Here is a 21,426-nt window from a genome sequence, read left to right as displayed (position 1 = left end):
GCTCCCTGCAAGATCGCACGCGGACAGGCCGCTCACCAAGTACGTGAGGGCTCGAGCGGGCCGGTCAGATTTCACACCGGTTCGGTGTCGACGCGTGTGGCCCGGCCTGCGATGATCGTCGGTCGCCGCTGCCGCGCTGGGCGACAGCGGCGACGCTCGACGATCGATCGATCACTGCGAGTCGCGACGCTCCATGTCGGAGCGGTACTCCTCGGCGAGCGAATTCTTCTCGTCGTCCGACAGCGCCTTGCCGGCGAGTGGGAACACTTCGACTTCCTCTTCCTCGAGGTGGTGCAGCAGGCGGTGTTCGAGTTCCTTGGCGGTCTGGATCCACTGCGGACCCGACATGTCGTACTCCTCGAGCTGCTCGATGAAGTCGTCGAGTTCCTTGTGCTCCGACACGGAGTGGCGGGCGTGCTCCTGGGTGAGGTCGTGCTCCATGAGCGGCACGTAGAAGTAGCGCTCCTCGGCGCCGGCGTGGGCGGTGAGGGCATCCTTGAGCTGGTCGAACAGTTCCTTTCGGCCGTCGCTCGATCCCTCGGTCTTGACGACGAGGTCGATCAGCGTGCGCTGCTTGTCGTGGTCCTCACGGAGTGCTTCGAAGATCGTGGTCATGACAGGGATGTTCTCCATTCTTGACGGAATTCAAACGGTCGGTGCCCGGCCGGTGCCGTCCGAACCGGCTGCTCAGGCCCATTTGACGCTCAATCTCCCCGGCGGTGAGCGGCAATCCGTGCTCGATGAAATCCTCCTCGACGCGTCGTCGAGACGGTCAGGCGGACGTGGTGCCGGCCGCCGTGCGCTCGCCGTCGAGGTCGGCGACGCTGCGAGCGTGACGGCGGGTGACCTGTACGACGTCGGTCGACACGCGGTTACGACCGTCTCGCTTGGCGGCATACAGCGCCAGGTCTGCCCGTCGGACCCATTCCGACACCGTGTCGCCGCGGCGTACGTCCGCCACCCCGATCGATGCGGTGACCCCGGTGCCCGCGATCACGGTGCGGAGACGCTCGGCCGTGTGGGTCGCAGCAGCCAGGCCGGATGCCGGCAGCAGGACGAGGAACTCCTCGCCGCCCCACCGACAGACCTGGTCGGTCGGCCGCACCGTCGAGGTCATCGCGTCGGCCACGTCGACGAGGGCCGCGTCGCCGGCGAGATGGCCGCGAGAGTCGTTGATCGACTTGAAGTGGTCGAGATCGATCAACAACACGCTCGACGCCTCCCCCTCGGGTCCGGCGAGGGCGATGCGCTGATCGAGGCGCTTGACCATCGAACGCCGGTTGAGCAGGCCGGTCAACGGGTCGATCGACGCCATCGCTCCGGCCTCTTCGGCCTTGTGGGTGTGGACGTCGAGCACGGCGATGGCGGCGCCGTGAACGATGAGCACGGCGCAGGCTTGGAAGAAGAGGATCGTGTCGTCGGGGATCAGATGGATCGCTGCCGGGAGCAATGCGATCGCCACCACGCCTGCCGCCCACCACCGCCGTTGCGATCGGGGTGCGATCATCAGCGCAAAGATCGAGAGGATCGTGCCGTAGGCGACGGCTTCGAGCGCTACTCGATCGGGGTCCGGTGCGAGCACGAGCGACCATCCGACCATGGTGAGCAGGCCCTGAGCGAGGAAGGCCCGGCCGCACCCGATCGGTCCGATGCGACCGGTGCGCAGCAGATACAGATTGACGAGCAACGCCCCGGCCCGGAACGGAAGCGTCAGGAGCGCAACCCGGGTGTCGAGTGCGACCGTTTCGAGCGGCGTGACCACCAGCACCGAGACGATCACCCAGGTGAGCGCTGTCCGATTGAGTCGCCCCGTGGGCATGTTGGGCGAAGCGGACATCGATGTTGCATCGGTCGACGCAACAGCGACTTGAGACCAACAATCGTCAGTGCGTCAAGCGATTCGTGGTCGATTCGACTCACGCCGTCGTGGCCGCACGACCTGTTCGACCAGGTGCGACGCGGACGTCACGCGCAACTCAGTCGGCGACGTCGAAGCCGGCGGTCACCTTGGCGGCGTGGAGTCGGACGACGAGTTCGCCGTCGACTCCGTTGCGCTCGCCGTATTCCTCGGCCCGGTCCTGGCCCATGTAGCGACCGCCGATGAGCGTCGCGAAACGCCGGACCTCGTCGAGGTCGTCGGAGATGGTGACCGGCCCGTCGACCTTGACGAACGAGAACGGCGGCGTCTGGTCGTCGACGACGAGCGATGCTCGCCCTTCGCGTGCGAGCGCCTTGCCCTTGCCGCTGCTGGAGTGCGTGTTGAACACGACGTCGTCGCCGTCGAGCACGAACCAGATCGGCGCCACGTGTGGCGCACCGCTGCTGGCCACCCAGGCGATCTTCCCGGTCCGTGTGCCCGTGGAGAGAAAGTCGCGAATCCGTTCATCTGCAAGCGAAGCCATACCTCAGTATGTCAACGAGACGGGGCGAGTGCGTGCCGTCACGCGCCGCCGCCGTTGTTCCACCCGAAAAAGCCGTCGACCAGGGCCGAAGCCCTGGTCAACAACGAATTTCTTTGGTGTCGAAGATGGGACTTGAACCCACACGCCCATTAATAGGGCACTAGCACCTCAAGCTAGCGCGTCTGCCAATTCCGCCACTTCGACAAGTGGTGTTTCGCACGATGTGCGGGAACAGATGATAGCCGCTACCGAGGCAGCGTCCACCTGAGATGTGCGATCAGACTCGTTCGAGGAAGAACGTGAACGCGACCAGCGAGAAGATCCACACGAGCGCGGCCACGAACGTGATCCGGTTCAGGTTGCGCTCGGCAGCCGTCGACCCGAGTGCCGCTCCCCCGCCGCCGCCGAACATGTCGGACAAGCCGCCACCCCGACCGCTGTGCATCAAGATGCCGGCGATCAGGCCGATCATCGAGACGACATTGAGCACCAGAGTGATGTAGAGAAAGACGTCACGCACGAGCAGAGATCCTAGCGGCTCGCAGCGAATCCCCGGCGGCAACGCCGAGCCCACTCCGCACAACCTGGTGATTTCCATCCGGGATGGAAATAACCAGGTCGGCGGGGATGGATCGGGTCAGGACGTCGGTGGTTGCCACCGTTTGCTGCGGTAGATCCAGGTCGGCGCCACGTCGTCGCCCGGCCGGATCACTTCGTCGAACCCGATCTCGTCGCCCCGCTCGCCGAGCACCGCATCGAGCTCGTCGTGTTCGGCGCCCGACTCCGCCTGGTCGACCAGCAGATAGCGACGCTTGCCCACGAGCGCGATGAGCCCACCGTGCTGCAGTCGTCGCATGCTCGCCACACTCGGGCGAGTTCGCGACAGTTGACGAACGTCGCTCCACGCCAAACGGTGGCTGCGCAGCATCGCCCGGCGCGTCACACCCTCGGCGTCGAACGTCGAGCGAAGCGGATAGTCGACCGCGACACCGAGCACCAGCAGCAACCCGACCGCGGCGATGATGCCGGTCACGACACTCAGGCCCGACGCGAACACCGCTGCGGAACCGACGCCGAACACCATGAGAGCGCCCAGCGACGACGTGATGATGCCGCGCCACGACGAATGCAGCGTGATGCTGGCGCCGTCGGCCATGTGCGCCCGGTTCGGCTCAGCCGGTGGTGACGACGTCGCTCTCGCGACCCATGTCTTGGATACGCGTGAGCAACGGCTCGCCGTTCAGCAACGGGAAGTGGCACGCCACCTGCTGCGTCGGCGACACGTCGGTGAGCACCGGCGTCTCGGTCTTGCAGCGATCCTGCGCGATCGGGCAGCGCGGGTGGAACCGGCAACCCGACGGCGGGTTCGACGGGCTCGGCACGTCACCTTGCAGGATGATCCGCTTGCGCGAACGCTCGCGACGCGGATCGGCCACGGGCACCGCCGACAGCAACGACGCCGTGTACGGATGGGCAGGAGCGTCGTAGAGCGAGTCACGATCGGCCACCTCGGCCAAGCGACCGAGGTACATCACGGCCACGCGATCGCTCGTGTGACGCACCACCGACAGGTCGTGGGCGATGAAGATGAAACTGAGGTCGAACTCGTCCTGGATCTCGTCGAGCAGGTTGAGCACCTGGGCCTGGATCGACACGTCGAGCGCCGACACCGGCTCGTCGAGCACGATCACCTTCGGGCGCAGCGCCAACGAACGTGCGATACCGATGCGCTGACGTTGGCCGCCCGAGAACTCGTGCGGGTAGCGGTTGCCGTGTTCGGGCAACAGACCCACGCGCTTGAGCAGGTCACCGACACGCTGGCGCGATTCGGTACGACCCACCCCGTGGATCCGCATCGGCTCGCCGATGATGTCACGGATCGGCAGACGCGGGTTGAGCGACGCATACGGGTCCTGGAAGACCATCTGGAGGTCTCGTCGGAGCTCACGGAGACGAGACTTCGACGCCTCGGTCACGTCTTCGTCGCCGAACAGCACATCGCCCGACGTCGGTTCGATCAGTCGCAGCAGCGAACGGCCGAGCGTGCTCTTGCCGCAGCCCGACTCGCCCACGACGCCCAGCGTCTCCTGCGGGTACAGGTCGAACGACACGTCGCTCACGGCCTGCACGGCACCGACCTGGCGGCGGAACACGCCCGCCCGGATCGGGAACTCCTTGACCAGGTTGCGAACACGCAGCAGCGGCTCACGTCCGTCGCTGGCGAGCGACGCCATGCGGTCGGAATCGTCGATCATCGTCATGCCGGGGCTCCTGTCATCTCGATGTCGTCGACCCGCAAGCAACGGCTCGCGTGCTGTTCACCGACCGTCACGAGGGTCGGCTCGGTCTCGGCGCACGCCGGAATCGACATCGTGCAGCGCGGTCGGAACGCACAGCCCGACGGCGGGTTGAGCAGGCTCGGCGGGTTGCCCGGAATCGGTTCGAGCGTCTCTTTGGTGCCCTCGAGGTCGGGAATCGACTCGAGCAGCGCACGCGTGTACGGGTTGCGGGACTCGTAGAAGATCTTGTCGATCGACCCGGTCTCCATGAGGCGACTCGCGTACATGACCTGCACACGGTCGGCCGACCCGGCGACGAGGCCCAGGTCGTGGGTGATCAGCATCATCGCTGATCCGGTCTGGGCCTGCACCTCGTGCAGCACTTCCATCACCTGGGCCTGCACGGTGACGTCGAGCGCCGTGGTGGGCTCGTCGGCGATGAGCAGCAACGGGTCGTTGGAGATCGCCATCGCGATCATGGCTCGCTGACGCATGCCACCCGAGTACTCGTGCGGGTACTGCGATGCCCGTCGCTTCGGTTCGGGCACACCGACCATCTGCAACAGATCGACCGCGCGGCTCCACGCCGCTTCCTTGGTGACGTCGGCGTTGTGGATGCGGATCGCCTCGACGATCTGCTCACCCACGGTGAACACCGGGTTCATCGCCGTCATCGGGTCCTGGAAGATCATGGCGATGTCGCGTCCACGGATGTTGCGCATCTCGTTGTCGGTCATCGACAGCAGGTCCATGCCCTGAAACATCGCCGACCCGCCGATCTCGGTGTTCCGCGGATGCAACTGCATCAACGCCAACGCCGTCACCGACTTGCCCGACCCCGATTCGCCGACCACCGCGAGCACTTCGCCCGGGTTGATCTCGAAGCTCATGTCGCGAACGGCACGGACCACACCCGACTTGGTGTGGAAGCCGACCGACATGTTGTCGACCTTGAGAAGTGGTTCTGTCGTCATGGCCCCACCTGTTCCTGCGTCACGTTCGCTTCGGTGCTCTCTGCTTTGACCGGCTTGTTGCCTTCGGCCTTCGACCGCGGATCGAGCGCATCGCGCAGACCGTCACCGAGGAAGTTCACACACAACACGATCAACACGATCCAGATACCGGGCATGAGCACGCGGAGCGGATCGCTGTCGATCGAACCCTTCGCGTCACGCACGAGCGTGCCGAGCGATGTGTTCGGTGGCTTGACGCCCAGGCCGAGGAACGACAGCGTCGACTCGAGCACGATGACCGTGCCGAGCAACAGCGTCACCTCGACGGCGATGGCGCCCATGACGTTCGGGAGCAGGTGCCGGAAGATGATGCGCCAGTGCGACGCCCCGGCAGCACGCGCCGCCATGATGTACTCCTGCTCCTTGATCGCGAGCACCACGCCGCGCACGACGCGAGCGATACGAGTCCAGAGCAAGCCGGCCAGGATCAACGCCAGGCTGATCGCCGTGCCGCCGAAACGCAGCGCGAACACCGACAGGATGATGAGCGCCGGCACGATGAGCAGCAGGTTGACCAACTGCGACACGACGACGTCGACCCAGCGGCCGAAGTAGCCACTGACCGCGCCGAGCAGCGTGCCGATCATCGTCGAGATGACCGCGGCGAACAGACCGATCTGCAGCGAGTAGCGACCACCGGCGGCGGTCCTCACGAACAGGTCGCGACCGATCTCGTCGGTGCCGAACGGATGGTCCCACGACGGACCGAGCAGACGATCGCGCACGTTGCGGTCGGCGACTCCGTAGTCGCTGAAGTACGGCGCCAGGAAGAACAGCAGCACGATGACCACGAGGCCCACGGCCCCGACGAGGGCGAGACGGTGATTGAGGAAGCGTTCCCAGGCAAGCCTGCCGAACGACTTCGGCTTGTCACTGAGACCTTCGAGGTCGGCGGCGTCGGCCACCTCGGCGACGGAGGACGGCGCCTCGATCTCACTGAGGCCCGTCGAGCGAATTTCTGTACCGGCCATCGGTCAGTCCAATCGGATTCGAGGGTCGAGGATGCCGTACAACACGTCGGCGAGCAGGTTCATCACGACCACGACGATGCCGGTGAACAACACGATCGCCAGCACGAGGTCGATGTCGGCGTCGGGCAGCGCTCGCAAGAACACCTGGCCGATGCCGGGCCACGAGAAGATGGATTCGGTGACGATCGAGCCACCCATCAGCGCCGAGAAGTTGAGCGCCCAAAGCGTGACGAGCGGAATCAGCGCATTGCGCAGCGCGTGCTTCCACACGACCGTCCGCTCGGTGAGTCCCTTGGCCCGAGCGGTGCGGATGTAGTCCTGGTTGAGCGTTTCGAGCATGGAGGCACGACCGAAACGACTGTCGGCCGAGATGAACAGGATCGAGAGCGACAGCGCCGGCAACGTGATGTCACGCAACAGTTGCAGCAGGTTCTCGTTGGTCTTGCGGCCGGTGTTGAACGGCTTGAAGCCCGTCCAGTTCTCGAACTGCACACCGAAGATGTTCTGGATGACCAGTGCGAGCACGAACGACGGGAAGGCCAGGCCGATGAAGGCGAGGCCGGTGAAGGCGTAGTCGCCCTTCGAGTACTGGTTGCGAGCCGAGTACACCGACAGGAGCAGTGCGAAGATCGCGCTCACGACGAAGGCGGGGATGGCGACCATGGCGGTGTTCCACACACGTGACCGCATGACGTCGGTGACGGGCTCGCCGACCGACGACGAGAACCCGAGGTCTCCCCCGAGGATGTTGCCGAACCAGGTGAACGGACGGACCCAGATGTTGACGTCGAGCTGGTACTGCTCGGTGATCTGGTCGAAGCCGTCTTGGCAGCGAGGGAGACAGAGATAGAAGTCTGCACGTGGATCAACGGTGAACGAGATGCCGACGTGGACGAGGTAGAGAGCGATCATCAGCAACGGAATCGTCGCGAGCAATCGCCTGGTGATGTATGCGAACACAGTGCTGGGAACCCTAGATCGCTGAGAAGGGACGGGTTGACAAAACCGAGCCGGGGTGCAGCCGGGGCCCCGCAGATGCGGGGCCCCGGCCGTTCAACTCGATGTGAGAATCGAGTTACCGATTCAGCTCGCGAATGCGAAGTCCACGACGTTGGTCAGCGGGCCAGCAAGCTGTGCGTCGGGAGCGACACCAGCGGACGCGAGGTCCGAGGTGTAGCCGTAGAACGACGGCTTCTGCGTGAGCGGGAGCATGAACAGACCGTTCTCGGGGTCCATTTCCAGCGTCGTCACGTAGCGGTCGAGCTCGTTGTAGCAAGCGGCGCGCTCGGTGTCGTCCACCGTTGCGTCACACTCGTCCGAACGGGCGTCGAATGCCTCGTTGGCGAATCCGTAGGGGTTGTTCTCCCCGCCGGAACGGTACGAAGCGGACTGACCGCCGGGCCACGGGCCACCGACCCATGCGAACTGGGTGATGTCCCAGATGTCGCAGTTGCCTTCGGCGCCACCGCTCGTCGCACATGCGATCGCGTCAGCGGAGAACGGCACTTCTGAGAAGTACGCGCCACCTTCGACGTTGTCGATGACGATCTCGATGCCAGCATCCTTCATCTGCGCCTGGATGAGTTCCTCTTGGATCTCACGCAGACGGTTGCCACCGGTCGTACCGACACGGAGGCTGAGCACGCCGTCTTCCGGGTGCTCGTAGATGCCGTCGCCGTTCTGGCTGTAGCCAGCGGCTTCGAGAGCTGCCTGTGCCGATTCGATGTCGCCTGCGCCGTAACCGGCATCGCCGGCGTGGTTCTCGTAGGTCGACTGGTTCGACAGCCAGTAGGTGTTGCCCAGGCCTTCGGCCGGGAGCGTGTCACCGAACAGCGGGGTGTAGAGGCCAGCCATCACTTCGGTCTTGTCCATGGCGAACGCGAGGGCCTCACGGACCTCAGGCTTTGCCAGGTGAGCGTTGTTCAGGTTGAGACCCCAGTGCTCGAAGACCGGTCCAGCGGAGGAAGCCACCGTGAACTCGTCGCTCGAGGCGAGGCTTTCGAACGCCAACTGCGGCTGCGTCATGACGATCTGAGCTTCGCCGGCCTGCAGCGCGTTGATCTGCGCATCGGTGTCGGTGACGAAGTTGATCTGGACGCCGGCAACGCTCGCGACGCCGGTGTTGCTGGCGTCGGGGCTGTTGGAGCCGTGGTAGTTGTCGTTGCGCACCAGGTTCATCTGGACGCCCTTGTTCCACGAGTCGAAGATCATCGGACCGGAGGACGGCAGAACTTCGCCGTCGTGAGTCCAATCGCGGAGCGCGGTGTTCAGCTGCTCTGCGGCTTCGGCCGGGTCCTCGGAGAACACGTGGGCCGGGTAGACCTCTTCGAGGAAGCGCTTGTAGCCAGCGTTGAACGAGTTGAATTCGATGGTGAATTCGGTCTCGCTGTCGGCCGTGATCGAGTCGACGGCGTCGTCGACCGAGCGGTCACCGAGGAGGTAGATGTAGTTGGGGTTGCCCTCTTCATCTTCGCCATCGGCGGCTTCGCGGATCCCGAAGGTGAACTCGAGGTCAGCGGTGGTCAACGGCGTGCCGTCGCTCCACATGAGGCCCTCGCGCAGCGCGAACTTGCCGGTGACGGTGCCGTCACCGTTCTCGGTCAGTTCACCGTCGTCGGCGAGCAGTTCCGGGTAGAACTCGGTCGAACCCGAGACGCCCCAGAGGCCTTCGATGAGCGGGTTGCGGATCCACGACGTGATCGAGAGGTTGTTCTCGGGATCGTCGAGGTGGAGGTCGCCCGGCTCTTGCTCGTGGGCCCAGATGAGGGTTCCACCTTCGCCCGCTTCGGCCGGCTCTTCGGTCGGCTCTTCCGTGGGCTCTTCAGTCGGTTCTTCGGTCGGCTCTTCCGTGGGCTCTTCGGTCGGCTCCTCAGTGGGCTCTTCCGTGGGCTCTTCGGTCGGGGCGTCGCTGCCGCTCGGTGCGGCGTCGTCATCGCCGTCGTCGCTGCCGCATGCGGCAAAGACGAGAGCAGATGTTGCGGCGACCGCGAGGAGCTTGGTACTCCGTCGGGTGTTGTTCACGTATGTGTCCTCCTGTATTGGACTACAGAACGGGAGGATGGATGGTGGCGTAGGAACCGCCCGTCGTCCGGATGGACAACGGCGTTCGACCACACCGCACGGCTGACGACCAGTTGGTCGGTCCGAGCTCTGAAACCCTCCCCGGTGAATCAGAGATCACGAACATAGCAGCGTTTGTTACCGAGGGGTAGACCTATCTGTGTCAGCTGTGTGAACTGTCAAGCAGGTTTCGCCACCATCGACGCATACGGCAGTCGAACTGCCATGCGTCACACCGTTCAACTGCCGAACTGGATGACCCGTGCGAACTCGTCGGGATCGAGGCTCGCGCCACCGACGAGCGCGCCGTCGATGTCGGGCTGACCCATGAGCTCGGCGGCGTTTCCACCCTTGACCGATCCGCCGTACTGGATGCGGACCGCGTCGGCAGTGGCGTCGTCGGCCATGTCGCGGATCTTCGAGCGGATCGCCGCGCACACCGACTGTGCGTCGTCGGACGTCGCCGTCTTACCGGTGCCGATCGCCCAGATCGGTTCGTAGGCGATCACCAGCGACGCGATCTGTTCGTTCGTCACGCCGGCGAGGCCGGCTTCGATCTGACCGAGGACCTTCGACTCGGTCTCGTCGGCTTCACGCTCGTCGAGCGTCTCACCACAGCACATGATCGGCGTCATGCCGTGCTTGAGGATCGCCTGCACCTTCGCGTTGACCATCTCGTCGGTCTCGCCGAACACCTCACGACGTTCGCTGTGCCCGCAGATGACGTACTTGGTGTTGAGCTTCGCGAGGAACGCCGGCGACACCTCACCCGTGAACGCACCCGAGTCCTCGAAATGGCAGTGCTGCGCGCCGAGCGAGAAGTCGAGTTCCTCGCTCTCGATCAGCGTCTGCACCGACCGGATGTCGGTGAACGGCGGATGGATCGAGACCTCGACGTCGTCGAACACCTCCTTGGGCACGAGATAGTGCAGCTTCTGCACCACCTGGATCGCTTCGAAGTGGTTGAGGTTCATCTTCCAGTTGCCGGAGATGAGCGGAGTTCGTTTCATGATCGTTCGGCCTTTCGAGTTGGTTCGGCCTCACGGACCGTCGGCGGTTGACTGCTCTTGATCGGCCTCACGCCAGCCTTGGTCGCTGGCGCTCCCGGCGGCGGCCGTGCCGGGCGTTCTGAGATGGTTCGGTCTTTCGAGTTGGTTCGGCCTCACGGACCGTCGGCGGTTGACTGCTCTTGATCGGCCTCACGGAGCGTACGTGGTTGAATCCGTACGATCGGCCTCTCGCACGTCATCTGGTGTCTGACACCGGATGACGGGTCAGTTCTTGCGGAGGGCGGCGAGGCCGGGGAGATCGCCGTTCTCGAGGAGTTCGAGGCTGGCCCCTCCCCCGGTGGAGACGTGACTCACCTCGTCGTCGAGCTTGAACTGTGCGAGCGCGGCCGCCGAGTCGCCGCCGCCGACGACGGTGAACGCCTTGGTGTCGGCCATCGCCTGCGCGACCGTGCGCGTACCCGAAGCGAACCGCTCGTCTTCGAACATGCCCATCGGGCCGTTCCAGAACACCATGCGTGCGTCCATGATCACGTCGGTGAAGGCGGCGGCAGAGCCGGGCCCGATGTCGTAGCCGATCGAGCCCTCGCCGAGACGCGACCCGAACTGCGCGAAGTTGCCACTGGCGTCGGTGCCGGTGATGTCGTCGGGCAGGTGAATGGTCTTGCCCATCTCGGTGGCTTTCGCCAACAGATCACGACACGTGTCGATCATGTCGGGCTCGTGGAGCGACGAACCGATCGGCTTGCCCTGCGCGGCGAAGAACGTGAAGCACATCGCCCCGCCGATGACGATGGCGTCGACCGTTTCGAGCAGCGCTTCGATCACCCCGAGCTTGTCGGAGATCTTGGCGCCGCCGAGCACGGCCACGAACGGATGCTTCGGCTTGTTGCGCAGGCCGAGCAGCACGTCGACCTCCTTCTCCAACAGCCGACCCATCGCCGACGGGACGTGTTGCGGCGGCCCCACGATCGACGCGTGCGACCGGTGCGAGGCACCGAACGCGTCGTTGACGTAGGCATCGATGCCGTCGACGAGTTCGGCGACGAACGCCGGGTCGTTGGCGGTCTCCCCCGCGTTGAACCGGAGGTTCTCCAACAGTTCGACGCCCGGCGCCAACTCGGCGAGGCGAACCCGCACCGGCTCCATCGAGTACTTCGGGTCGGGCTCACCCTTCGGTCGACCGAGGTGGCTCGCCGTGACGACGTTCGCGCCGCGTTCGGTGAGCCATTCGATCGTCGGCAGTGCAGCACGGATCCGGAAGTCGTCGGTGATGTTTCCCTCGTCGTCGAGGGGCACGTTGAAGTCGGTTCGCACGAGCACGCGCTTGCCCGACAGATCACCGACTCGGGCTTCCAGATCCTCCAGGCGGGGGATCTCAGACATGGTGATCAGTTCCGCTTCAGCGCTTGACCTTGGCGCCGGTGAAGAGCGCCATGTCGACGAGGCGGTTCGAGTAGCCCCACTCGTTGTCGTACCAGCCGTTGACCTTGACCATCTTGCCCTGGGCCTGGGTCATGCCGGCGTCGAAGGTGCAGCTCGACGGGTCGGTGACGATGTCGCTCGACACGATCGGTGCGTCGGTGTAGCTGAGCACGTCCTTGAGTGCGCCCGACTTGGCGGCCTTCGCGAAGGCGGCGTTGATCTCTTCGACGGTCGCCTTCTTCTTCAGGTTGGCCGTGAAGTCGGTGAGCGAGCCCGTCGGGACCGGCACGCGCAGTGCGCCGCCGTCGAGCTTGCCCTTCATCGATTCCATCACCAGCGAGGTCGCACGTGCGGCGCCGGTCGAGGTGGGAATGATGTTGATCGCTGCGGCGCGTGCACGGCGGAGATCCTTGTGCGGGCCGTCGACGAGGGCCTGGTCACCGGTGTAGGCGTGGATGGTGGTCATGAGACCTTCGACGACGCCGAAGTTGTCGTCGAGCACCTTCACGAGCGGAACGATGCAGTTGGTCGTGCAGCTCGCATTGGAGATGACCTTGTGCTTCGTGATGCGGAAGTCCTTGTGGTTCACGCCGTAGACGAACGTGGCGTCGGCTTCGGAGCACGGCGCCGACACGATCACCAGCGGAGCCCCGGCGTCGAGGTGTGCGCTCGCTGCGTCACGCGAGTTGAAGAAGCCGGTCGACTCGACGACCACGTCGACGCCGAGATCGCCCCACGGGAGATCGCCGGGGTTGCGCTCGCTGAGCACCTTGAGCGTGTCGTCGCCGACCTTGATGCCGCCCTTGACGACCTTGACGGTGTCGGGGAAACGACCGAGCACCGAGTCGTACTGCAGCAGGTGAGCCATCTGGTCGAGCGAACCGAGGTCGTTCACTGCGACGAAGTCGATGTCGGCTCCCTGCGCCTTGGCAGCGCGGAAGAAGTTGCGGCCGATGCGGCCGAAGCCATTGATGCCGACGCGAACTGTCATGTGGGGGTTCCTTCTGGGGTGGGCCTGGACGTGTCCAGGTGTCGATGGCGGGGAGCCCGCCGCTGGATGAAAGTGCGAGCGGCGCCGATGCCGGCTCGCTCTCGACTGTAGCGCCCGCTACCGGGCCACGTCGCGGTGGGTGGCGCGAACGGCAGCGCCACGCGCCCGGAGCCGCGAGGCCATCTCCTCTGCGATGGCCACCGAACGGTGACGACCACCCGTGCAACCGATGGCGAGCGTCAGGTAACTCCGCCCCTCGGCCTCGTAGTGCGGCACCAGCCAACCGAGCATGTCGTCGAGCCGATCGACGAACTCCGAGCCGGCTGCCGTTTCGATGACGTGGTCACGGACCTTGGGGTCGTGGCCGGTGAGCGGTCGAAGCTCTTCCTGCCAGTGCGGGTTCGGCAGGAAGCGCACGTCCATCACCATGTCGGCGTCGAGCGGCAGGCCGTGCTTGAAACCGAAGCTCTCGACGGCGATCTGCAGGCGCGACCCGGACTCGGAGTCGAAGGCGCCGACGATGCGTTCCTTGAGCTGATGGATGTTGAGGTCGCTCGTGTCGATGACGAGGTCGGCGGCCTGACGCACCGGTTCGAGCTGTTCGCGTTCGAGTTCGATCGCTTCGATCAGCCCGCCGGCGACGTCGGCGAGCGGGTGGCGGCGACGGGTCGCGTCGTATCGACGCACGACCTCGGGTGTGGCGGCGTCGAGGAACACGACCCGGACACGGTGGCCGCTGGCGCGCAGCTCGCCGATCTTGTTGAGCAGTTCGTGGTGCTGGCGTCCGGCGACCAGCGCCAGTTTGCCGATGTCGCTACCCGGCTTGGCCGCGAGGTCGACGATCGTGTTGACCAGCGTGGTCGGCAGGTTGTCGACCACGTAGAAGCCGAGGTCTTCGAGGACGTCGGCAGCTCCCGAACGTCCGGCTCCGGAGAGCCCGGTGATCAAGACCACTTCAGCCATCGCTGCTCACCGTACTTGCCCGGCGACCCATCGGGTGGACAGAGCAGCCCGTGATCAGGACTTTCGCAACCGGAGGTACAGCAGCCGCGGGAACGCAGCGCTGTCGGCGTAGCCCGGGGCGCGTTCGAGGAAGCCGGGCGGCGGTGCCGGCTCGACCATTCGCTCGATCGTGAGGCCGTTCGCGGCGAGCGCGTTGACGTAGCGCGACATCGGACGGTGGATGAACCTGATCCACACGCCCAACTCCACCTGCTCGGTCGTCTCGGTCTCGACCAGGTACGGGCCGAGCCGCCAGTACTGCTCGGGTGGGTCGACCATGTGGTCGTCGATCCACGAGCTCCCTGGCGCCTGCAGGATCGGATGGTTGAGGAAGAAGCAGAACCGGCCACCGGGTTCGAGCACTCGGGCGACCTCGGCGATCGCTGCGTCGACCTCGTCGATGTGCTCGAACACCAGGCACGCCGTCGCGGCGTCGAACGACCCGCTGGCGAACGGCAGGCTCGCCGCGCCGGCTCGGGCGTAGGCGGGTCCACCACCTCGGTCCTCGGCGACCGACACACAGTTCCAGGTCGGATCGACACCGACCACGGTGCTGCCCTGGGAAGCGGCGAGTCGGGCGATCTGCCCGTCGCCGCAACCGATGTCGAGCACGCGTCGCGCACCAGCCAACTCGTCTGCAGCGAGCGGCAGGATCTGTTCGACGTACTCCGGGTCGGCGCCGTCGGTGAACCCTTCGATCCACCAGTCGGCGTGCGCTTCCCACAGTTCGTCGCTCATCGTCCGCCGAGCGTACGAGGCGGCGCCAGCGGATCAGCGCGTGGTCGGACGACGCGCCGAGAGTGCGATGCCGGCGCCGAGCAGAAGCAGGCCGAGCGCGCCCCACGTCAGCAGCGGAGCCGGCCCTCGCGGTCCGGTCGCCGGCAACTCGGTGGTCGGGCGCTCGGTGGTGGTCGGGTCGGGGGCGGCCGTGGTCGGCGCGACGGTCGTCGGCGCCGCCGTGGTGGGTACCGCCGTCGTGGGCGGAACCGTCGTGGTCGGAGCGGTCTGATCGTCCATCGCGATCACCGCCGACACCGTCGAGAACTCGCCGATGGTGAACGCTGCCGATGCGTCGTCGATCACCTCGGTCGCGAGCTCGGACACCGTGATCGTGACGGTCGACTCGTACCCGTCGGGGCCTGAGATGCCGAACTGGTAGTCGCCGATTCCGAGCGTGAACTCGGCCGAGGCGGACTCGTCGTTCGGAGCCGGATCGAACCCGGTGGCCACGAGCGCGCCGCCGGCGTCGTAGACCTCGATCTCGAAGTCGGACCCGACGGCGGTGCCGTCGTCGTCGTTGGTGACGACCACGTCGACGCTGAAGGTCTGACGGACGAAGCGGTAGTAGTGGTCGCAGTAGATCACGGTGTCGACGAACGTGAACGCACCCAGCGGGTCGTCGATCCGTTCGTCCTCTCCCTCATCGGGGTCGTAACAACTCACCTCGACGAGGACCATGCCGTTCGGCACCCCGGCCAGGCCGGTCTGATAGTCGCCCGGCGCCGGCAACAGGCAGTCGAAGAACTGCGCGGCCGGGTCGTCGCCCAGGGGGTAGAACGCCGAGACGCAGTCGCCGTCGGCCAGCACCTGCTCGCCGCCGGGATCGGTGTACGCCTCCGCTTCGAGTGCGGCGAAAAGCGTCGCCGCGTCGAACGGGCCACCGGCCGCGTCCTCGTCGACGACCTCGACGTAGCTGGAGAGGTGGATCGGCCGCTCGAACCGCACGAAACAGCTCGGGCGTTGCCCGTCGAGCAGTTCGATGGCGATGCCTTCCATGCCGTCGATGGTGGTGACCTCGTAGGTCTGATCGCACCAGTACTCGGTCTCGTAGCCGTCGGGAGCGGGCCCGACCACCAGGAAGTAATCGCCGGGTCCGGTGGTCAGCTCACACCGTCGATCGCGCACCGAGCCGGGGTCGTACTCGGTGACCGGCGGGTCCTGACAGAAGTCGTCGGGAGGATTCGGCCCCGGGTGCGGGTCGGTCACGCCGGTGAGGAAAGCATCGGTCCCGCTGATCTCGCCGCCCTCCGAAAGCGGAAACAACTGGTCGCTGATCGTCGGCAGGATCGCGGACGAACCGATCCCGTCGACGATCACCTGCGACCAGATGAATGGCGGCGGCTCTGGCGCTGCCGATGTCGTTGCCGCGGGCAGTGCCGCCAGCCCGACGAGGGCGCTGAGCGCTGCGATGACGATTCGTGACAGTCGATTCATGTTGTTCCTCCCATGAGCGGCCAACGATAGATGACGGCCGCGGGGCGGCCGAATCATCGGTCAGACCTCGGAGTGGGGCATGTCGAAGCGCTGCGCTGCGATGTTCGGCACGTCGGTGGCCGAGACGGCTCGGCTGAACAGCCACCCCTGCATCGCCTCGCACCCCGTGCTCGCCAGCCAGTGGGCTTGGTCTCGCGTCTCGACGCCCTCGACCGTGACGTCGACCCCGATGTTGTGCGCCAATGCGATCATGCCTTCGACGATGCCGCGATCGACGATGTTGTCGGCGGCGTGGCGCAGGAACGACTTGTCGATCTTGATGCCGCTCAGTGACTTGACGCGGAGGTGGCTGAGCGACGACACCCCGGTGCCGAAGTCGTCGAGGACGATGCGAGCGCCGATGTTGGAGAGGTCGTCGAGCATCGCCGTGGGCACGAAGGTGCCGGCGAGCGCGAGTTCGGTGATCTCGATGCGAATCCGGCTCGGGTCGATGCTCGACTCGGCGATGGTGGTTCGCAGGTGCGAACAGAACCCAGGGTGAGCGAGTTCGCCGGGTGACACGTTGATGTTGATCGACAGACCGCCCAGGCCGATCGCGTCCCACTCCTCGATCTGCCGGACCGCTGTGGAAACGACCCAGCGTCCGACCCCCTCGATCCGCCCGGAATGGATCAGCGCGTCGATGAAGTGATCGGGCGTGAGCTGCCCGCGGTCGGGATGATTCCAACGGATCAGTGCCTCGACCGACCGAACGCGGCCGTCGGCTCCGATGATCGGCTGATAGAGCAACTCGAATTCCCCGCGGCTGTCGGCGTCGAGCAGATCGAGCAACTGGACGCGCAGCGATGGTGCGCTCGCGCCGTCTCCCGACGAGGCCCCCGCCACCTTCAGGCGACCACGCCCCGTCCGCTTCGCCTCGAGCAACGCGCTGTCGGCCATTTCGATGACGTCGTCGACGTCGTCGGCCGACGTGACCACGACGAGCCCGAGGCTCGCCGACAGTGAGATGGTTCGGCCATCGTCGGCTACCAGCTCGAGCGGCGTGATCATGTCGACCAGTCGTTCGACGACCCGCTTGGCGTCGTCCTCGGTCGGCTGGTTGTCGAGCACGAGGAGGAACTCGTCTCCGCCGAGCCGGCCGAACATGTCGTCGGGCCCCAGGGTGGCATCGACGGCTCTGGCGAAGAGTCGAATCGCTTCGTCGCCGAAGGCGTGGCCGAACGAGTCGTTGACCGTCTTGAAGTGGTCGAGTCCGATCGCTGCGACCGCCACACATGTGTCGGTGGACTCGCCGAGTGCGGCGAGCGCGACCTCGAGGCGCTCGTACAGCGCCACCCGGTTCGCGACCCCGGTCACGGCGTCGACGCGGGCCATCGCCGACAGACGCTCCTCGTGTTCGACCATCTGCGTGATGTCGCTCATCACCACGTGTGCCGTCGGCGACGTGCCGGTCGAGTCTTCGGCGACGATCCTCGTGAGGAACCAACGGCTCGTACCGTCGCCGAGTCGCAGCCGCTGACGGTCGATCTGGTCTTGCGCACCGGTCACCATGACGGTCCGCACCATCGCGGCGACCTCGTCGGCGAACACTGCCGGAAGCAGGTCGGAGACGGGCGCGCCGACGGACGCGTCGAACTCGAAGATGCGCTCGGCCGAGGCGTTCGCATCGGCCACGATCCCGTCTGCGCCGATCCGGAGCACGGCGTCGGGAGCCGGCTCGACCAGCGATCGATACCGGAGTTCGCTCGCCATCAGGTCTCGGCGGGCGGCTGCCAGATCGTTGAGTGATCGGATCTGTTCGGTGACATCGACGACCTGCACCAACCTGAACGGCATGTCGGTTTTCGGGTTGCCCGTGACCGATGTGATCGTGATGTCGCCGAACTTGATCGACCCGTCAGCGGTCACGTAGCGCTTGACGTCGCGGTACATCGCCCCGTCGCCACGATCCAGCCGACGGCGCACCTCACCGTCTTCGTGCATGGCTATGTCGTCGGGATGCGTGACTGCTGTCCAGTGCAGCCCAACGAGTTCCTCACGCTTCCGGCCGATCATGGTCGCGAAGGAGCGATTGACGCGCAGGAACACACCGTCCTCGTCGACGATCTGCAACCCGACCGAGGCCGCCTCGAACCCGCGCTCGAACAGTTCGGCTCTGCGCAGCGACGCGTCGAGCGCGGCGACCGACGACGCACCGGCCAGGCAGTGCGCCAGCGACTCGAGGCACAGCAACTCGTCGTCGAACTCGTCTCCGTCCGGGGCCGACGAGGTGACTCGCACCTCTCCCATCACGTTGTCGGTCACGACGATCGGGCAGCGCAGACGGTCACCGACGCGGACCGGTTCGGACGAGCCGTCTTCCAGGATCGACTTCGGCTCGTCGAACCAGACGACTTCGACCTCGGAGCCGAGGTGCTCGGTCGCCATGGAGGCGACGGTGGCGGAGATGGTGTCGATGCCGATGTCGGCGCCGGGCACCAGCGCTGCGGCCTCGGCCAGCAGCTTGAGGCGGCCGAGCGACCGGCTCGTCTTGGTGATGTCGAACAGGAGCGCGACGGCATATCCCGTGAAACCAGACACCGTGATGGCGTGCAGGTGCATCCGTCGGATCGAGCCATCGCCGTGCAGGTAGGCCTTCTCGACGACTACGCCGCGCTCGCGGACGTCGGCGATGACGGCGTCGACGTGTGGACGGTCCTCCGGAGCGGTGATGTCGTCGACCGTCAGCCCGCGGAACTGTTCGCCGGTTCGCCCGAGAGCTTCCTGGCATGCGGCGTTGGCGAAGACGATTTCACGACCCGGCAGCTTGGTGACGATGACCGGGACAGGGAGCGACGCGAGCGTCGACATCTCGGGCACTTCCGAGCCCTTCGTCGCTTCTTGAAGCCCACCGGCCTCCGCCACTTGATCGTCCATCGCTCCACTTCAACCCGCCGAAGCGACCACGATCCGCATTCCGTGGCGCCATCCGCATTCTCGTCGGAAAAAGCAGTGTACCATCTCGTGCCACTTGATTCGGTGGATCGCGGTGCAATGTGCTGCGCCCGAACGTGCTCGGGCCGACCGTCAGCCCATGCGCCGGGGGCACCGTGAGGACGGCGAGGGCGGCGCCTCGAGCGCGGTCAGGCGTGGAACTTGGTGTGGATCGCTTCGGCGACGGCGTCGGGAAGGAAGCTGTGGGCCTGCAGTTCGTCGAGGCTCGCCTTCTTCACTGCGTTCACGCCACCCATCGCTTTGACGAGCTTCTTCTTCCGGACCTCGCCGAGCCCAGGAATCCCGTCGAGCGCGCTGACCGTCATGCGCTTGCTGCGTCGCTCCCCGTGGAAGGTGTTGGCGAATCGGTGCGCTTCGTCACGGATGCGTTGCAACATGAAGAGCGCCTCGCTCCCCCGCGCGATCTCGATCGGTTCGGAACGCCCGGGGACGTAGACCTCTTCGAACCGCTTGGCCAGCCCGGCGACCGGGATCTCGTCGGCGAGACCGAGTTCTTCGACGACCCGTTGCGTGGCCGACACCTGTCCTTTGCCACCGTCGACCAGCAGCAGCTGCGGTGGGTACGCGAACTTGCCGGGCTTTCGCTCGCGCTGTTTCGACGGAGCGTCCTCGTCCTGCGGCCCGGAGCGCTCGTCGATCGGTCGATCTCGATCATCGAGATATGCCTGGAGCCTTCGGCGCACGACCTCGGCCATCGCCGCGTAGTCGTCGCTCCCACCACCGACCACCTCGCCGCCGACCGTGTTGACCTTGAACCGGCGGTACTCGCGTTTGGCCGGAAGTCCGTCTTCGAGCACCACCATCGACCCGACGTAGTCGGTGCCCTGCAGGTGCGCCATGTCGTAGCACTCGATCCGCAGCGGCGCTTCGGGGAGGTCGAGCGCATGCTGCAACTCGGTGAGCGCACGACTGCGCGTGTTGTGATCGGTCGCGCGGCGCATCCGGTGACGCGTGAACTCCTCCTTGGCGTTACGCGTCACCGTCTCGAGCAACGACCGCTTGTCGCCACGCTGCGGGACGCGTACCTGCACCCTCGAGCCGCGGATCATCTCGAGCCACTGCTCGTACGTCTCGCGGTCGTCGGGTTCGTAGGGCACCAAGACCTGCTTCGGCACGCCGACCACCGGCTCCTCGCCGTACATCGACTCGAGGATGCGGTCGATCATCTTGCCGGGTGTGAGCTCTTCGACCTTGTCGAGGATGAACCCCTTCCGGCCGACCACTCGCCCCTTGCGGACGTAGAACACCTGCACCGACGCTTCGAGCTCGTCGTCGGCGATGCCGAACACGTCGAGGTCCTCGTTCTTGTCGGCCACCATCTGTTGCTTGGCGATCGCCTTGCGGACCGCCTCGAGACGGTCGCGAAGCCGCGCCGCCTGCTCGAACTCGAGCGATGTGGCCGCCTCGCGCATGTCGGCTTCCAAGCGGTCGACGATCTCGTCGGTGTCACCGTCGAGGAACTGGCACAGCTCGGTGACGAGTTGGCGGTACTCCATCTCCTCGATCTCGCCGACGCAGGGGCCGGCGCACTTCTCGATGTGGAACAGCAGGCACGGTCGACCGAGCCGCTCGTGCTCGTTGAACTTGTTCTGGCTGCACGTACGGATCGGGAAGCTCCGCAACAACAGGTCGAGCGTGTCGCGGATCGCGTAGGCGTGGGCGTACGGCCCGTAGTACCGCGTGCCCTTCTTCTTGCGACCGCGCATGACCACGGCACGAGGCCACTGGTCGTCGGCGGTCACCGCCAGGAACGGGTAGCTCTTGTCGTCACGCAACCGAACGTTGAAGCGCGGGTCGTGCTCCTTGATGAGGCTGTACTCGAGCATGAGCGCCTCGACCTCGTTGCGGACGATGGTCCACTCGACGGTCTCGGCGGTCTCGACCATCTGCGCCGTACGCGGGTGCAGGTTCTTCGGGTTCTGGAAGTAGTTCGACAGCCGTTGCCGGAGGCTCGACGCCTTGCCGACGTAGATGACACGGCCATGCCGGTCCTTGAACTGATACGAGCCGGGCTCGTCCGGGATGGTGCCCGCTGCTGGCCGCTTCATGACCCTCCGAGCATACGGCT

Annotated in this window: 18 protein-coding genes and 1 tRNA gene; all 19 read right to left on the bottom strand. The window is 65.7% G+C overall.

Annotated elements, in window-relative coordinates; genetic code table 11:
• Window positions 1-171: 171 nt before the first annotated feature.
• On the bottom strand, window positions 172-615 hold the full coding sequence (locus YM304_RS10910; protein ID WP_015441740.1) for a hemerythrin domain-containing protein: 444 nt from the start codon (window positions 613-615) through the stop codon (window positions 172-174).
• A gap of 157 nt (window positions 616-772) precedes the next feature.
• Window positions 773-1,837 carry a GGDEF domain-containing protein gene (locus YM304_RS22420; RefSeq protein WP_015441739.1) on the bottom strand — a complete coding sequence of 355 codons (1,065 nt, stop codon included), beginning with the start codon at window positions 1,835-1,837 and terminating at the stop codon, window positions 773-775.
• Window positions 1,838-1,976: 139 nt separating this feature from the next.
• Window positions 1,977-2,402, bottom strand: a complete 426-nt coding sequence (locus YM304_RS10900; RefSeq protein WP_015441738.1) for a PPOX class F420-dependent oxidoreductase — start codon at window positions 2,400-2,402, stop codon at window positions 1,977-1,979.
• 114 nt (window positions 2,403-2,516) lie between these two features.
• Window positions 2,517-2,606 (bottom strand) — tRNA-Leu (locus tag YM304_RS10895).
• 73 nt (window positions 2,607-2,679) lie between these two features.
• On the bottom strand, window positions 2,680-2,922 hold the full coding sequence (gene secG / locus YM304_RS23945) for a preprotein translocase subunit SecG (protein WP_015441737.1): 243 nt from the start codon (window positions 2,920-2,922) through the stop codon (window positions 2,680-2,682).
• A gap of 117 nt (window positions 2,923-3,039) precedes the next feature.
• Window positions 3,040-3,558: a PH domain-containing protein gene (locus YM304_RS10885; RefSeq protein WP_015441736.1), complete on the bottom strand. Its 519-nt coding sequence runs from the start codon at window positions 3,556-3,558 to the stop codon at window positions 3,040-3,042.
• A 16-nt stretch (window positions 3,559-3,574) separates the two neighbouring features.
• Window positions 3,575-4,663 (bottom strand): ABC transporter ATP-binding protein, encoded by a 1,089-nt coding sequence (locus tag YM304_RS10880; RefSeq protein ID WP_015441735.1) that lies wholly within the window; start codon window positions 4,661-4,663, stop codon window positions 3,575-3,577.
• Complete coding sequence (locus YM304_RS10875) at window positions 4,660-5,655, bottom strand: ABC transporter ATP-binding protein (protein ID WP_015441734.1); 996 nt, start codon at window positions 5,653-5,655, stop codon at window positions 4,660-4,662. The genes YM304_RS10880 and YM304_RS10875 overlap by 4 nt, the downstream gene beginning before the upstream one ends.
• On the bottom strand, window positions 5,652-6,665 hold the full coding sequence (locus YM304_RS10870) for an ABC transporter permease (RefSeq protein ID WP_015441733.1): 1,014 nt from the start codon (window positions 6,663-6,665) through the stop codon (window positions 5,652-5,654). Before YM304_RS10870 ends, YM304_RS10875 begins: the two co-directional genes overlap by 4 nt.
• A gap of 3 nt (window positions 6,666-6,668) precedes the next feature.
• Window positions 6,669-7,577 carry an ABC transporter permease gene (locus YM304_RS10865; RefSeq protein WP_154723411.1) on the bottom strand — a complete coding sequence of 303 codons (909 nt, stop codon included), beginning with the start codon at window positions 7,575-7,577 and terminating at the stop codon, window positions 6,669-6,671.
• A gap of 171 nt (window positions 7,578-7,748) precedes the next feature.
• Window positions 7,749-9,779 carry an ABC transporter substrate-binding protein gene (locus YM304_RS10860; RefSeq protein ID WP_083908313.1) on the bottom strand — a complete coding sequence of 677 codons (2,031 nt, stop codon included), beginning with the start codon at window positions 9,777-9,779 and terminating at the stop codon, window positions 7,749-7,751.
• A 185-nt stretch (window positions 9,780-9,964) separates the two neighbouring features.
• Window positions 9,965-10,738, bottom strand: a complete 774-nt coding sequence (gene tpiA / locus YM304_RS10855; RefSeq protein WP_154723410.1) for a triose-phosphate isomerase — start codon at window positions 10,736-10,738, stop codon at window positions 9,965-9,967.
• A gap of 261 nt (window positions 10,739-10,999) precedes the next feature.
• Window positions 11,000-12,118, bottom strand: a complete 1,119-nt coding sequence (locus YM304_RS10850; RefSeq protein WP_015441729.1) for a phosphoglycerate kinase — start codon at window positions 12,116-12,118, stop codon at window positions 11,000-11,002.
• Between the two features lie 16 nt (window positions 12,119-12,134).
• Window positions 12,135-13,148, bottom strand: a complete 1,014-nt coding sequence (gap, locus tag YM304_RS10845; RefSeq protein WP_015441728.1) for a type I glyceraldehyde-3-phosphate dehydrogenase — start codon at window positions 13,146-13,148, stop codon at window positions 12,135-12,137.
• 117 nt (window positions 13,149-13,265) lie between these two features.
• The gene (gene rapZ / locus YM304_RS10840) at window positions 13,266-14,111 is read right to left on the bottom strand and encodes an RNase adapter RapZ (protein WP_015441727.1); all 846 of its coding nucleotides are present in this window, start codon (window positions 14,109-14,111) and stop codon (window positions 13,266-13,268) included.
• Between the two features lie 54 nt (window positions 14,112-14,165).
• Complete coding sequence (locus YM304_RS10835; RefSeq protein ID WP_015441726.1) at window positions 14,166-14,888, bottom strand: class I SAM-dependent methyltransferase; 723 nt, start codon at window positions 14,886-14,888, stop codon at window positions 14,166-14,168.
• Window positions 14,889-14,921: 33 nt separating this feature from the next.
• Window positions 14,922-16,364: a hypothetical protein gene (locus YM304_RS10830; protein WP_041298201.1), complete on the bottom strand. Its 1,443-nt coding sequence runs from the start codon at window positions 16,362-16,364 to the stop codon at window positions 14,922-14,924.
• Window positions 16,365-16,424: 60 nt separating this feature from the next.
• The gene (locus YM304_RS10825; protein WP_015441724.1) at window positions 16,425-19,280 is read right to left on the bottom strand and encodes a sensor domain-containing protein; all 2,856 of its coding nucleotides are present in this window, start codon (window positions 19,278-19,280) and stop codon (window positions 16,425-16,427) included.
• Window positions 19,281-19,486: 206 nt separating this feature from the next.
• Window positions 19,487-21,406, bottom strand: a complete 1,920-nt coding sequence (gene uvrC / locus YM304_RS10820; protein ID WP_015441723.1) for an excinuclease ABC subunit UvrC — start codon at window positions 21,404-21,406, stop codon at window positions 19,487-19,489.
• Between the last annotated feature and the right edge of the window lie 20 nt (window positions 21,407-21,426).

It is taken from the genome of Ilumatobacter coccineus YM16-304 (assembly GCF_000348785.1).
Lineage (GTDB): Bacteria > Actinomycetota > Acidimicrobiia > Acidimicrobiales > Ilumatobacteraceae > Ilumatobacter_A > Ilumatobacter_A coccineus.
This window is presented reverse-complemented; position numbering and strand designations above follow the sequence as displayed.

Excerpts from the sequence above, each read along its gene's own strand:
- YM304_RS10910 (WP_015441740.1), bottom strand. The coding sequence starts at position 615 with ATGACCACGATCTTCGAAGCACTCCGTGAGGACCACGACAAGCAGCGC.
- YM304_RS22420 (WP_015441739.1), bottom strand. The coding sequence starts at position 1,837 with ATGTCCGCTTCGCCCAACATGCCCACGGGGCGACTCAATCGGACAGCG.
- YM304_RS10900 (WP_015441738.1), bottom strand. The coding sequence starts at position 2,402 with ATGGCTTCGCTTGCAGATGAACGGATTCGCGACTTTCTCTCCACGGGC.
- YM304_RS10885 (WP_015441736.1), bottom strand. The coding sequence starts at position 3,558 with ATGGCCGACGGCGCCAGCATCACGCTGCATTCGTCGTGGCGCGGCATC.
- YM304_RS10880 (WP_015441735.1), bottom strand. The coding sequence starts at position 4,663 with ATGACGATGATCGACGATTCCGACCGCATGGCGTCGCTCGCCAGCGAC.
- YM304_RS10875 (WP_015441734.1), bottom strand. The coding sequence starts at position 5,655 with ATGACGACAGAACCACTTCTCAAGGTCGACAACATGTCGGTCGGCTTC.
- YM304_RS10870 (WP_015441733.1), bottom strand. The coding sequence starts at position 6,665 with ATGGCCGGTACAGAAATTCGCTCGACGGGCCTCAGTGAGATCGAGGCG.
- YM304_RS10865 (WP_154723411.1), bottom strand. The coding sequence starts at position 7,577 with ATGATCGCTCTCTACCTCGTCCACGTCGGCATCTCGTTCACCGTTGAT.
- YM304_RS10850 (WP_015441729.1), bottom strand. The coding sequence starts at position 12,118 with ATGTCTGAGATCCCCCGCCTGGAGGATCTGGAAGCCCGAGTCGGTGAT.
- gap (WP_015441728.1), bottom strand. The coding sequence starts at position 13,148 with ATGACAGTTCGCGTCGGCATCAATGGCTTCGGCCGCATCGGCCGCAAC.
- rapZ (WP_015441727.1), bottom strand. The coding sequence starts at position 14,111 with ATGGCTGAAGTGGTCTTGATCACCGGGCTCTCCGGAGCCGGACGTTCG.
- YM304_RS10835 (WP_015441726.1), bottom strand. The coding sequence starts at position 14,888 with ATGAGCGACGAACTGTGGGAAGCGCACGCCGACTGGTGGATCGAAGGG.
- YM304_RS10830 (WP_041298201.1), bottom strand. The coding sequence starts at position 16,364 with ATGAATCGACTGTCACGAATCGTCATCGCAGCGCTCAGCGCCCTCGTC.
- YM304_RS10825 (WP_015441724.1), bottom strand. The coding sequence starts at position 19,280 with ATGGACGATCAAGTGGCGGAGGCCGGTGGGCTTCAAGAAGCGACGAAG.
- uvrC (WP_015441723.1), bottom strand. The coding sequence starts at position 21,406 with ATGAAGCGGCCAGCAGCGGGCACCATCCCGGACGAGCCCGGCTCGTAT.